The sequence below is a fragment of the Rheinheimera sp. genome, assembly GCF_037442345.1.
GTDB lineage: Bacteria > Pseudomonadota > Gammaproteobacteria > Enterobacterales > Alteromonadaceae > Pararheinheimera.
The window spans coordinates 1-11,661 of sequence record NZ_JBBIQL010000030.1; the positions used below are offsets into that span (position 1 = coordinate 1).

General features: G+C 52.5%; 14 protein-coding genes. 9 read left to right on the forward strand and 5 right to left on the reverse strand.

From position 1 onward, the window contains the following. The first annotated feature begins 185 nt into the window (after window positions 1–185). The gene (locus tag WKJ04_RS16185) at window positions 186–1,874 is read left to right on the forward strand and encodes a response regulator (RefSeq protein WP_337881366.1); all 1,689 of its coding nucleotides are present in this window, start codon (window positions 186–188) and stop codon (window positions 1,872–1,874) included. Between the two features lie 19 nt (window positions 1,875–1,893). Here the strand turns inward: WKJ04_RS16185 and deoC are convergent, their stop codons facing one another. Together deoC and WKJ04_RS16195 are read right to left on the reverse strand one after the other, a co-directional pair. Then, the gene (deoC, locus tag WKJ04_RS16190) at window positions 1,894–2,631 is read right to left on the reverse strand and encodes a deoxyribose-phosphate aldolase (RefSeq protein ID WP_337881367.1); all 738 of its coding nucleotides are present in this window, start codon (window positions 2,629–2,631) and stop codon (window positions 1,894–1,896) included. Window positions 2,632–2,876: 245 nt separating this feature from the next. Then, on the reverse strand, window positions 2,877–3,560 hold the full coding sequence (locus WKJ04_RS16195; RefSeq protein ID WP_337881368.1) for a SprT family zinc-dependent metalloprotease: 684 nt from the start codon (window positions 3,558–3,560) through the stop codon (window positions 2,877–2,879). 136 nt (window positions 3,561–3,696) lie between these two features. On the opposite strand from WKJ04_RS16195, the gene xthA reads away from it, so the two are divergent. Further along, a complete protein-coding gene (gene xthA, locus WKJ04_RS16200; RefSeq protein WP_337881369.1) occupies window positions 3,697–4,509 on the forward strand; it encodes an exodeoxyribonuclease III in 813 nt (270 codons plus the stop codon). Continuing rightward, window positions 4,509–5,135 (forward strand): energy-coupling factor ABC transporter permease, encoded by a 627-nt coding sequence (locus tag WKJ04_RS16205; RefSeq protein ID WP_337881370.1) that lies wholly within the window; start codon window positions 4,509–4,511, stop codon window positions 5,133–5,135. Before xthA ends, WKJ04_RS16205 begins: the two co-directional genes overlap by 1 nt. Before the next feature lie 2 nt (window positions 5,136–5,137). On the opposite strand, the gene yfbV is transcribed toward WKJ04_RS16205, so the two are convergent. After that, complete coding sequence (gene yfbV, locus WKJ04_RS16210) at window positions 5,138–5,581, reverse strand: terminus macrodomain insulation protein YfbV (RefSeq protein ID WP_337881371.1); 444 nt, start codon at window positions 5,579–5,581, stop codon at window positions 5,138–5,140. Window positions 5,582–6,151: 570 nt separating this feature from the next. On the opposite strand from yfbV, the gene WKJ04_RS16215 reads away from it, so the two are divergent. The 5 genes from WKJ04_RS16215 to WKJ04_RS16235 are packed head-to-tail and all read left to right on the forward strand — an operon-like array spanning window position 6,152 to window position 9,147. Then, complete coding sequence (locus tag WKJ04_RS16215; RefSeq protein WP_337881372.1) at window positions 6,152–6,655, forward strand: PTS glucose transporter subunit IIA; 504 nt, start codon at window positions 6,152–6,154, stop codon at window positions 6,653–6,655. Window positions 6,656–6,669: 14 nt separating this feature from the next. After that, window positions 6,670–7,029, forward strand: a complete 360-nt coding sequence (locus WKJ04_RS16220) for an ArsC family reductase (protein ID WP_337881373.1) — start codon at window positions 6,670–6,672, stop codon at window positions 7,027–7,029. 8 nt (window positions 7,030–7,037) lie between these two features. Then, window positions 7,038–8,171: a succinyl-diaminopimelate desuccinylase gene (gene dapE / locus WKJ04_RS16225; RefSeq protein WP_337881374.1), complete on the forward strand. Its 1,134-nt coding sequence runs from the start codon at window positions 7,038–7,040 to the stop codon at window positions 8,169–8,171. Next, window positions 8,171–8,887 carry a M15 family metallopeptidase gene (locus WKJ04_RS16230; protein ID WP_337881375.1) on the forward strand — a complete coding sequence of 239 codons (717 nt, stop codon included), beginning with the start codon at window positions 8,171–8,173 and terminating at the stop codon, window positions 8,885–8,887. The genes dapE and WKJ04_RS16230 overlap by 1 nt, the downstream gene beginning before the upstream one ends. Continuing rightward, window positions 8,887–9,147, forward strand: a complete 261-nt coding sequence (locus tag WKJ04_RS16235; protein ID WP_337881376.1) for a DUF2897 family protein — start codon at window positions 8,887–8,889, stop codon at window positions 9,145–9,147. The genes WKJ04_RS16230 and WKJ04_RS16235 overlap by 1 nt, the downstream gene beginning before the upstream one ends. A 13-nt stretch (window positions 9,148–9,160) precedes the next feature. Here WKJ04_RS16235 and WKJ04_RS16240 read toward each other — a convergent pair whose 3' ends face one another. After that, a complete protein-coding gene (locus tag WKJ04_RS16240; protein ID WP_337881377.1) occupies window positions 9,161–9,919 on the reverse strand; it encodes a type 1 glutamine amidotransferase in 759 nt (252 codons plus the stop codon). Between the two features lie 398 nt (window positions 9,920–10,317). Next, a complete protein-coding gene (gene yejK / locus WKJ04_RS16245; RefSeq protein WP_337881378.1) occupies window positions 10,318–11,361 on the reverse strand; it encodes a nucleoid-associated protein YejK in 1,044 nt (347 codons plus the stop codon). Between the two features lie 72 nt (window positions 11,362–11,433). Between yejK and WKJ04_RS16250 the strand changes: the two genes are divergently transcribed. Continuing rightward, a complete protein-coding gene (locus tag WKJ04_RS16250) occupies window positions 11,434–11,661 on the forward strand; it encodes a DUF1414 domain-containing protein (RefSeq protein WP_337840299.1) in 228 nt (75 codons plus the stop codon).

Genomic DNA, 11,661 nt, shown 5'->3' on the forward strand with positions numbered 1-11,661 from the left:
AAATCTGCCGGCACTGCCTTCGAAGGTTCGAATCCTTCCCCCTCCACCATCTTCCTTCTGTGTTTTTTTTTGTTGTATCCTCTTGTTTAAAAACTGACTCTTTACGCAGTGTTTCTGAATTATTGCTTGCCAAAAGCTTACATATTATCAACACTTGCCATAGTTCTTTGTCTGGGTTTTGCTGAATGCCGTATAAAACTCTGGAAAATCTTCGGGTTCTGATTGTTGATGACCAACGCCCTTTCCAGCTGTTGCTCAAAGGTATTTTGTATTCGATGGGGGCCACCAATATTGCGTTTGTTCAGACCGGCGAACAGGCGTTGAGCAAATGCAGCCATATCCCTTTTGATGTGCTTTTTGTCGATTACAATCTGGGCTCCGGAAAAAACGGCCGGCAGTTACTGGAAGATTTGCGGGAAAAAAAGTTACTGCACCCTGCCGCCATTTACATGATTGTCACAGGCGAAAATCATGTGCCTATGGTGATAGGTGCTGTTGAAATTGAACCTGATGATTACATCATTAAACCCTTTTCTCAAAGCGTGTTGCGCACCCGTTTGCAGAAAATCCAGAACCGTAAAGCTCAGCTGGCCCCTATTTATCAGGCTATGCATGACGAACAACCCGAACTGGTCATTGAAGCCTGTAAACAGGAACGGGCAGCTGGCAGCCGTTATCAGAGCCTGTGCACCCGCATTCAGGCGGAAACGCATCTGAAACTGCAGCAATACGCTGACGCGGAAGCCCTGTTATCCGAAGTGCTGACGTTTAACCGGCTGAACTGGGCCTTGTTATTACAAGCCCGCCTCTGTTTTGAACAGAAACGCTATGAAGAAAGCCTGGAGTTCTGTAACGAAGCCATAGACACCAACAGGTTTTTCGCCGAAGCCATGGATTTAAAAGCCCGCAACCTGATTGCTCAGGGCCAGTTGGAAGAAGCCATGGCCATCGTGACTCATGCCGTCACTATTTCCCCTTTTTCCGTCAGCCGGCAGAACCTGCTGATGGATGTCGCCCGTGAACTCAGCGATTTGCCCAGCCTGGTAATGGCGAGCAAGCAGATTTACGAAATCACCCGACGGGCCGCCCGGCAGGAAGTGATCCACCTGCTGAACTATATCCGCACCGTCATAGACGCAGCCACCCGCAGTGAAGAAACGACCCAACGGAATAAGTACCAGCAGGAAGCTTTACTGGCCCTGCACAGAGCAAAACGCGAAGACACCGTGATCCGGGATTTTGATTTTGAGCTGTTTGAGAGCTTGTGCCAGGCGCGGCTGGAGTCGTTAAGCGGTCAGCAGTACCTGGCCAAAAAAACCTATGCAGAAGTTGCAGGCCGGGTTGAAGCTCAGTTAACAGCTGAAGCCGACCCTGAGCAACCAGACGAACTGCCCCCGCCACCACACAGCACGGCTGACGCCATTTTGTTGTTAAACCAGATAGGTGAATACGAACAGGCACTGGCTCTGACTGAACGCCTGCAAAGTTTCAGTGGCGTGGTCGACCCGGTGTTGCAGAAACTCTTTGATGAACAGCAACAACGGGTGGAGCAACGTCGCGTTCAGTTCCAGGAACTGAACAAACGAGGCATTCAAAGTTACAAGGAAGGCAACTACAGCCTGGCACTGCAGCTGTTTGAGCAGGCACTGGATGTGGCCCCGATGAACACGGGCAGTGCCTTGAATCTGATCCAGACCGGCATTCAGATGATGGCCGATCCAAAGCTGAAGAAACCCATTGATTTAGTAGAGAAATGCCGGAAAACCTTCAGGATAGTCGACAATATGCCGCTGCCGGAACATCATAAAGAACGCTACACCGAGTTACTGAATCAGTTTAATAAACTCAAAGAAGAAAAACGCAGCTTCCGTTGAAGAAGCTGCCTTGGTTCCCTCAATAGTCCAGCGCCTGCTGAATATCCTGCAGCAAAGCACTGGCTCCAATGCGCATAGTGGCTGCAGTCGCCAGCTGGCCGGTCAGCTCTTCGTACAGGCTCAACAGCCGCTCAGCAAATTCAATGGTGCGCACACCGCCGGACGCTTTAAAACCCACCACACGGTCAGCCGCAGCTATGGCTGTTAACATAATACGGGCGGCGTCTTCGGTCACACCCACAGGTACTTTACCAGTGGACGATTTCACAAAATCAGCGCCACTGTCGATCACCAGTTCAGTGGCTTTGCACACCTGCTGTGCCGTCGCCAGCTCACCACTTTCAATAATAATTTTCAGCAGCACATCACCACACTCGGCACGGACCTGCTGCAAAAATCCGCGCACTTCCTCCAACTGACCTTTCAGCAATTGGCGGTACGGCAACACACAATCGATTTCATCCGCACCTGCGGCAATGGCGGCTCGGATCTCTTGCCGCACCTGTTCAACCGGCTGGTCGCCTGATGGAAAATTGACCACTGTGGCGACAGCACAACCGGCACCGTATTGCTGTAACAGCGAACGAACCACGCCAATATAAGCTGGGTACACACAAACCGCTGCGGGCTGCACTGCCCCTTGTGCCGCCAACTGCGCCTCTAACCATTGCATCACCGCAGTTTCATTGTCTTGCTCATTTAATCGGGTTAAGTCCACCAGCTTGGCCAGCTGCTGCAGACGTAATGGATGTGTCATACCTTGGTCCACTGTTGATAAAGGGCGCTGCGCGCCTCTGGTTTGTATTCAAAACGCCGGATTAAAGCAGAAAAGCCCGGTGCCGAAAAGATGATCACAAGGGGTAACGTGATCAAATGCAACTATTTGTTGGCAGCGGCGGAATTTTTTCGATACAGCAGAGTCAGAGCCAGTATCTGGATTTCATTTCTCCCTAAGCAGTATTTTTAGCCGGCATGATGCCGGCTCTCTTTTTTGTTCAGGCTTTATGTCAGCTGCATCCAGTGCTGGTTCTGCCTGAGCCACAACCGGGCTTTTTTGGCATCCGCGTTATGGGCTGCCACCAGTTGCCAGAAATCCGGGCTGTGGTTCATATGCTGCAGGTGAGCCAGTTCGTGCACCAGCAAGTAAGTGCAAATCCAAGGTGGGGCCATCATCAGCCGCCAGTTAAACTGCAGCTCGCCTTTGCTGTTGCAACTGCCCCATTTGCGTTTAAAGTCACCGCTTTGTATGGCCTGATAACGCAACCCCATCGCAGCCGCCAGGCCAGGCGCCTGGGCGTTAAACCAGAACTCAGTTTCAGATGCATAAAACTGCTGCACCAGTTGTTGCATCCAGCGTCGCTGGTTGACGGCTTTATTGCGGCTACTCAGCTGCAGCCACAGGGTATCCCCTTCCAGGGTCCAGGCATTCAGTACGTCTGTCACCACTTTAAGCTGCAACCGGCGCCCCAGATAAGGCAATTCCCCCAGACCAAGCCAATCAGGAACTTGCGGCAAAGGTGCTGATAAATGCTGCTCCACCCAGGCTGATTTTTGCTGAATAAAGGCTTCGATCTGACGCACAGACATGCCAACCGGTGCAGCCACCCACAGCTGGCCTGCTTTAATCTGCAATTGCAAAGTGCGACGTCTGGCAGAATAACGTAACTGATAAGCGGGTACGGCCACGTAACTTTCACCCCTAAATTCGACCGGCAGAGCTTAAAAGCTCAGCGGCGCGAGTGCAACTGCAGTTTTCGCGGCCGCCGACAAAATGCTAGTATGGCCTGATGCGTCCCTTAGTCCTTATTGGGTTGATCTTTCTATGAAAATAATCTCGTTTAACATTAACGGCCTGCGCGCCCGCCCCCATCAGCTCGAAGCTCTGCTGGCCAAACATCAGCCTGATTTTGTTGGCTTGCAGGAAATCAAAGTGCACGACGATGAATTTCCGCTGGAGGAGATGCTGAAATTTGGCTACCAGCTGTATTATTTTGGCCAGAAAGGTCATTACGGCGTGGCGGTGCTCAGTAAGCTGCCTGCCGAATCCATGTTGTATGGCTTCCCAACCGACGGCCCGGATGCGCAGCGCCGGATGCTGATTGGCAAATTTAAGTTGGCCAATGGCAAAACCCTGACCTTATTAAACGGCTATTTTCCACAGGGCGAAAACCGCAGCCATGAAACCAAGTTTCCGGCCAAACAAAAATTTTACGCCGACCTGATGCAGTACCTGGAAACCCATCATAGCCCCGATGAATGGATAGCGGTGATTGGGGATATCAACATTTCCCCGCTGGATCTGGACATAGGTATTGGTGACAGCAACGCCAAGCGCTGGTTAAAAGAAGGCAAATGCTCCTTTTTGCCGGAAGAACGCGAAATGCTGGGCAAACTGAAGGCCTGGGGCCTGGTCGATACCTTCCGGGCTTTGCATCCGGACGCCACCGCACGTTACAGCTGGTTTGATTACCGCTCCAAAGGTTTTGATGACAACAGAGGCCTGCGCATCGATGTGGTGATGGCCACGCCGCCTTTGGCAGCCTTGTGTGTCGAATCGGATATCGATTATGAAATTCGTGGTTCAGACCGGCCTTCCGACCACGCGCCCGTCTGGTCCAGGTTTAAGCTGGATTAATGCTGCTGTTCACCGCCCTGACTTTGCTGGCCGGAGTCTTACTCTGGCTGGACAAGGCATTCTGGCGAGAGCTCAGACAAACCCATCCGCCCTGGCCACTTTATGGAGCCTGTTGCTGTGTTCTGGCGTTGTTATGGCAGACGGACGCCGCAGTGTTACAGCCCCTGTCGGTGCATTTTCTTGGCCTGACAACAGCACTGCTGCTGTTTGGCCTGAGACTCGCCAGCCTGCTGGCGACGCTGGTCTGTGGTTTAGGGTACCTGCAGTTGGGGTGGAGCCTGGAGCACAGTCTCTGGGTGCTGTGCTGCGCGTTTTGGACCTTGTGGCTAAACGCCTTGCTGGTCTGGTGGGTCTATCAGTTCCTGCCCAGGCATTCATTTGTCTATTTATTTGTGGCCGCCTTTTTAAACAGCGCTCTGGCTCTTTGCCTGTTTTTACTGCTCAAAGCCTTGCCATTCTGGCAGCAGTACAGCTCAGCGCAACTGATTGACAGTTACCTTCTGTTCATTCCTCTGGCGGCCTTACCTGAGGCGTTGCTCAATGGCATGGCGATGACACTCTTTGTGATTTACAAACCAGAATGGGTAAAAACCTTCTCGCAGCGCCAGTACCTGGACCCGAATTAAGGTTATAACCACTGCCGGATAAAGGCACTGTCCAGTTGAGCAAAGGCCTGTTTCAGTAAACGCGCCAAGTCAAAGTAGCTGGGTTGTCCCTGCAGGGTTTTGGGTTCAAGCCCAGACTCCTGCATTTTTTGCCGGACCTGATGATACCAATGAGATAAGGATGGCGGAAGCCGGGTTTGTGCACGTTTGCCAAGCCAATAGAAGCCTTGCAGAGGCATAGAGAGAATGGCCAGCATCAGGGTCAGGATCATCGGCAGCTGAGCAGCGCCCAACTGGCTGTATTGCACCCAGGCCCCGCAGACTGCCACTACCGGGCAGACTTTTTGAGCAAATAAGGTCAGTTTAATCACCTTATTTTCAACAAAAATTGCATTGAGCTCCGCGCTCAGTGGCCATTCTTTGCTGTACAGGTAACCATTTTTGCAGGTCATTAACCAGAACGACATGGCAAGTTCTCCGCTTAAGGCTGGGAATGAGGACGGCTGAGAGGCTCAGACCGGCACGGTTCAGGATGTACACCTTATCTATATCGGTGAAAACTCACCAAAACTCAATGCTTTTGCGCTGATTTTTTTACTTTTCCCAGCCACCAGCCAGTTTCTAACATAAATGAAACATTCATTAGCGACCTCTGGAAGCGATTTCATTTCAGTTCCGGGCAAAAAAGATGTTTTTCTTCGACCTTTCATTTAGTTTACTTACAAATGTCATTAAACAAAATTTGTGCCATCGATTAATTTATTTAAAATTCATTAAGTTAACAAAGATAAACAGAATAACACACAAAGTTATCCACAGATTCTGTGGACAACCCAAATACAGTAATCCCTTAGCTCCGCTGAATTTCGCACTAAAATTAACATCTATTTTTACCATCTTTGTTCTAAATAACTCACGAACTCTACATTTTGATCAATCTTCATCAAGTGACTCTTTTGCCACCGGTGTATTTCACCCGGTGTTATTTTTCGCTACTATCTGAAACCATGTATGAGTCGTGTTGGTAAGGCCAGCCTTTGTTCAGTCGGATCCAATGGGTTTCAGCGTTAGACAGCTCTTTATCCCTGCGTCTGAAAAGCCCGGTGCATGGGCATGCCGGACCATGCACCGCAGAAACACCATCGCTGTTTGCCAGCGGGCTGGCCGGTGATGGTTTATGGCTGGAACTTAGGGATAACCAGATCCTGGCGCCTTTTTCTGCCCGGTTCAGCCGCAGCAACGCAACAGGCCAGCAATTGTGCTGGCGTCATAGCAGCGGCCTGGTGATGCAACTTGATTTTCCACATCACACCGCACAGCAGCTGGGCCAGGGATTCGTCTGGGCGGTGCCGGAGCAGACATCGGTCAGCGCAGGCCAGCTGATTGCTCAATTTGACCTTGGCCTTCTGGCGCAAGGCAACACACCTCTGGGGGTGATGCTGAAGTTGCATCCTCACCCTAAAATCAACCGGATTTATTGCCGCGCCGGCTATCATCGGGCTTTTTCTGATGATTTGCTGGCGCTGGAGCTGAGTTCTTAAAAGGATACAACTGCATGATTCTGCTGTATGGCATCAAAAACTGTGACACCATCAAAAAAGCCCGCGCCAGCCTGGAAAAAAACCAGCGGCCTTATCAGTTTTGGGATTACCGGGCGGAAGGCCTGACCGCAGAGTTGCTCGACAGCTTTTGTCAGCAGCTGGGCTGGCAGGCACTGCTAAATACCAGGGGCACCACCTACAGGGCACTGCCTGACAGCGACAAAGCCGATATGACAGAACAGAAAGCCAAACAACTGATGCTGGCTCAGCCTGCGCTGATTAAACGACCTGTGCTGGTGCATCAGGGCCGTTATTTACTCGGCTTCTCTGAAGCCTCGTATCAGGACTTTTTCACTGCTGTTGCGGCGAACTAGGAGGCTGTATGCACCATGACGTTTTGGCCTTAACGGAAGAACTGATCCGCCGTCCTTCCGTCACCCCGGAAGATGCAGGCTGTCAGCAGTTGATGGCCGACCGGTTAAAAGCCGTAGGTTTTTCCATTGAATCGATGTTCTTTGAAGACACGCTGAACCTTTGGGCCCGGCGAGGCACCGGCAAACCCTTGTTTTGTTTTGCCGGTCACACCGATGTGGTGCCCACAGGGCCTTTGGAGCAATGGAGCAGCCCGCCCTTTGCCCCGCAAATCCGCGATGGTTACCTCTATGGCCGTGGCGCCGCCGATATGAAAGGCAGTCTGGCCGCTATGGTGGTGGCCACTGAGCGTTTTTTAAGTAAACATCAGACGCTGAAAGCTGATATCGCCTTTTTGATCACCAGCGACGAAGAAGGCCCATTTATCAACGGTACCAAACGGGTGGTGGAAGTGCTGGAAGCGCGGCAGGAAAAAATAACCTGGTGCCTGGTGGGTGAACCCTCCAGCAGCCACACTCTGGGCGATGTGATTAAAAACGGCCGCCGTGGCTCTCTGACCGGGTATCTGACCGTCAAAGGAATTCAGGGCCATGTGGCATACCCGCATCTGGTGGACAACCCTATCCACAAAGCCGCACCGGCTTTGGCTGAACTGGCCATAACCGAATGGGATCAGGGCAATGCTTTTTTTCCGGCCACCAGTTTCCAAATTTCCAATATGCACGCTGGCACCGGTGCCACCAATGTGGTGCCAGGCGAAGTCAGCCTGACCTTTAATTTCCGTTACAGCACCGAAGTGACTGCGGAGCAGCTGCAGCAACGGGTACTGGCTATTCTGGACAAACACCAGCTGAAGTACGAGCTGAATTGGGTGCTGAACGGTCTGCCCTTTTTAACCGACAGTGGTGCGCTGGTTGCAGCCGCCGTCAAGGCTGTGGAGCACGTACAGGGCATCGCCACCTCACTGGAAACCACGGGGGGCACTTCGGATGGTCGCTTTATTGCACCAACCGGCGCTCAGGTGCTGGAGCTGGGTCCCTGCAACGGCACCATTCATAAAATTGATGAGTGCGTGCGGGTGGACGACCTGGAGTTACTGGCGCAGATGTACGAGCTGATCCTGGAACAACTGGTGGCAGCCTGATGAACCAGGCGTCCGGCAGTTTTCAGTGGGATACCCCGACAGTGCTGGCGCTGCAGCTGACCGGTCGCGATGAACGCCACCTGCAGAGCCTGGACGAACGGCACAGGTTAACAGCAGCCACAGCCCGGGCTTTTCTGGCAATGCAGCAGGCCGCAGCGGCGGACGGCATTGAACTGGCGCTGCTGTCCTCGTACCGCTCTTTTGCTCAGCAGCAACGGATTTGGCTGGCGAAATACCAGGGCAACCGCCCTGTGTTTGACAAACAGCAGCAACAGCTTGATATGGCCAGGCTGGATGCTGAAGCGAAAATCCGCGCTATTTTGCTGTATTCTGCCTTGCCTGGCGCCAGCCGCCATCATTGGGGCACCGACTTTGATCTGTATGATAAAGCCGCTGTACCGGCCGATTATCAGGTGCAGCTGCTGGACAGCGAATACAACAGCGGCGGCCCGTTTTACCCACTGCATATATGGCTGGAACAGCATGCGGCTGACTTTGGTTTTTTCCGCCCGTACCGGCACGACACCGGAGGCGTGGCGCAGGAACTCTGGCATCTGAGTTATGCGCCTGAAGCTGTTCCTTTACTGAATGCTTTTGAACTCTGGATGCTGCAGCAAGCAATAGAACAAAGCGAATTGGCGGATCAGCCGCTGCTGCTTGCATTATTGCCTGAATTGATGCAGCGTTATGTCAAACGCATTTGTCAGGAGTGGTGATGACCCTAACCTTCTGGTGGGTATTGGTGCTGGTGCTGGGAATAGTCATAGGCAACCTTTGGCTATTGCGAACCAACAAAGCTCAGGATGAAAAGTGGCGGCAGCACCAGGCGCAACGGGACAAAAACCAGGACGGCGCCACCACAGGTACAGCGCTAACCAGCACAGTCACGCCTGCCGCCAGCCCGAAAAAAGCGGACGCGAGCCCAACCGAGACAGACGCAGCGGGCTCCGATCAGGGCGGCTCAGGCGCCGATTAACCGCAGCTTTGCATTACCCCACCAGCCGCAGCGGCAGAGGCAGACCTGCCATGCCAGGCAGATGCCGTAACCAGCTGTGATAAATCTGGTTGGCACACTGATGCAACTGCGCCACTTTTTGTTCCAGCTGATGCTGGATTTGACTGACAGACTGCACCGAAGGTAAATGCTGATACCGCTGCAAAACCGCTTCATCCTGAAGGCACCACTGCCGGATACTGTCCGCTGTCACTTCCAGATGGGACTGCAACCCCAGATGCGGGCCGTAGACAAAGCCTTTGTTCAGGCAATACTGACCAAATAACAGCCGTCTGGCCCCAGCGGGAATTTGAAAGGTTTCAAAGTGCCAATGAAACATCAGCACGTCCTGTTCAGCCCTGAGCAGGCATTTTGCCTGTGCATAGGCTGTCACTCTAACTTTATCCCACCCTATTTGAGGCACCGCATTGGGCCTTACTGACGCGCCCAGCGCCTTCGCCAGTAACTGCCCGCCAAAACAATGCCCAAGCACCGGCTTTTGGCGCTCCAGAGCGTCTTTTACCAGCTGCAGCTCTTTTCGGATCCAGGGCTGCTTGTCATTGACACTGCGATCGGAGCCCAATACCACCAAGGCACTGAAATCCTTGCTGCTTTGTGGCGGCATCTCCCCTTGGTCAACCCTGAACAGCTGATAAGGGCAATCACACCATTCCAGATACTGCTGCAAATACGCTGGCCCTTGAGCACTGTGGTGCTGACACACAGCAATGGGTTTGATTCGTCTGAACATCATGTCTTATCCGTTATGAACACGGCTGAAATGATAAAAAAGTTGCCTGCAAAAAGACTGTCAAACCCACAGCCCGCGCAGTAAAAAGATCGTAAATTTGCGTCGGGAAACCAACCCCAATCAGGGAAAACCGGCACTGTGAGCGCACCGCAGCAAGAATTGAAGCTCCTGATGTGGCCTCACAGAGGACGCCCCCAGGCAAACCAACCGAAGGACAGTACTGGAACAGAGCCGTCAGTTTCAAGTGCAGGCCCTGGCAAAGACGGAGCAAATCAAGCGGGAGTCCAGAGCCACACTGCTGCAGCAGTTTGAATTTGAAAAAGCGGAACATCAGCTGGCTGACTGACTTCAATCCGGCCGCTCATACTGCCGGATTGAAGTGCGTTGCCAGTCAGCAGTCTTCAGCTTTCATCGGCTTGACGATCAAAGCTGGAAAAACCTTTTAAAAAACGCTGCAGCTGATCTTTCAGGTTGGGTGGCACCCCCTGAATAATCAGCAGGTCGCGGTCCATATCGTATTTCACCCGCTCCCCCAGATGTTTTTGCTCAAAACTGATGCTGACCCCCCCACCGCTGCCTGCGAACTTCACCAGGGTTTTCAGCTCTTTCACATCCACAGGGAACTGGTCAGGCACCGCAATATTCTGTTCAGCGCAATAATGGCTGAATGCACGGGCGTCGTTGCTGTCGATGGTGCTGGACAGCTCATCCAGATGCACATCCAGGCCTGCTTTGGCCTGCTCTTCACAGTACTGATACACCTGCTTGCGTACATCGGTTTTTTCACTGGCATCGTAATCGCTGGCGGCCAGGTATTCTTCCACTGAGGCCAGTACCATTTTGCTTTGATCTTTGGCCACTATGCCCTCTTCACAGCCTAAAAAGTCGAGGAAAAAATCGGCCACTTTGCGTCCGGCCCGGCCACGGATAAAGGAAATATACTTTTGTTGCTCCGGGCTGCTTTGGTATTCAGTCAGGTCCAGCCGTGCCGCCAGCTGCATACGGGCAATATCCAGGTGGCGGTCGGTCGACAGCTGCAAATCGGCGGTGACACTGAAATGGTCCTTGCTGCCCAGCAAGGTGACCAGCAGGTATTCACTGGCCAGGTAGCGGTAATGGCAGAATACGAAATAACCCGACTCCGGGATCTGGTGCTGTACCAGCTGCAGTACCAGCTCCTGCGTGGCATGTTCGGCCAGTTGCAGATAAGACAACTCCTGCTGCTGCCAGCGTTCCAGCGGCTCCGCCAGACGGCTTTGCTGCTCAGGGTGAAAGCTGGCATAGCCTTTGGCCGGCTTGCCATTGTAGGCCAGATGCAACTGTTCAATTAAATGCGCCACTTCGGCCGAAACCGGCACCAGCGCCTGACGAAAATGCGCCTTAAGCTGGTCATTTTCCTGACTCTGAATAAAATTGATAGCCAAATGAAGGACATCGACGGACATAAGTTTTCCTGTTCAGCGGTAATTCTGCTAGTATTCCCGGCTGTTAACCGGTGTTTTAAGCAAGAGATAGACATGCCGATTGTATCAAAGTATTCCACAGACCAGATTGAAAAAATCGTCAACGCCTTATTGGATGAATTACGCCAGCAACAGGCCACCACAGAGCTGAGTCTGATGTGTCTGGGCAACAGCATCAGCCATATCATCAATACCCATGTTCCTGCCGCGCAACGCTCTGACGTCGCCCGTCAGTTTGGTCAGGCGCTGCTCGACGCTGTGTCAGGCCCGAAGTCGTCTTAA

Bases quoted from the DNA above. Each gene is read 5' to 3' on its own strand.
- dapE (WP_337881374.1), top strand. From the start codon at position 7,038: ATGCACCATGACGTTTTGGCCTTAACGGAAGAACTGATCCGCCGTCCT.
- WKJ04_RS16250 (WP_337840299.1), top strand. From the start codon at position 11,434: ATGCCGATTGTATCAAAGTATTCCACAGACCAGATTGAAAAAATCGTC.
- WKJ04_RS16235 (WP_337881376.1), top strand. From the start codon at position 8,887: ATGACCCTAACCTTCTGGTGGGTATTGGTGCTGGTGCTGGGAATAGTC.
- deoC (WP_337881367.1), bottom strand. From the start codon at position 2,631: ATGACACATCCATTACGTCTGCAGCAGCTGGCCAAGCTGGTGGACTTA.
- xthA (WP_337881369.1), top strand. From the start codon at position 3,697: ATGAAAATAATCTCGTTTAACATTAACGGCCTGCGCGCCCGCCCCCAT.
- WKJ04_RS16240 (WP_337881377.1), bottom strand. From the start codon at position 9,919: ATGATGTTCAGACGAATCAAACCCATTGCTGTGTGTCAGCACCACAGT.
- WKJ04_RS16220 (WP_337881373.1), top strand. From the start codon at position 6,670: ATGATTCTGCTGTATGGCATCAAAAACTGTGACACCATCAAAAAAGCC.
- yejK (WP_337881378.1), bottom strand. From the start codon at position 11,361: ATGTCCGTCGATGTCCTTCATTTGGCTATCAATTTTATTCAGAGTCAG.
- WKJ04_RS16230 (WP_337881375.1), top strand. From the start codon at position 8,171: ATGAACCAGGCGTCCGGCAGTTTTCAGTGGGATACCCCGACAGTGCTG.
- yfbV (WP_337881371.1), bottom strand. From the start codon at position 5,581: ATGTCGTTCTGGTTAATGACCTGCAAAAATGGTTACCTGTACAGCAAA.
- WKJ04_RS16205 (WP_337881370.1), top strand. From the start codon at position 4,509: ATGCTGCTGTTCACCGCCCTGACTTTGCTGGCCGGAGTCTTACTCTGG.
- WKJ04_RS16185 (WP_337881366.1), top strand. From the start codon at position 186: ATGCCGTATAAAACTCTGGAAAATCTTCGGGTTCTGATTGTTGATGAC.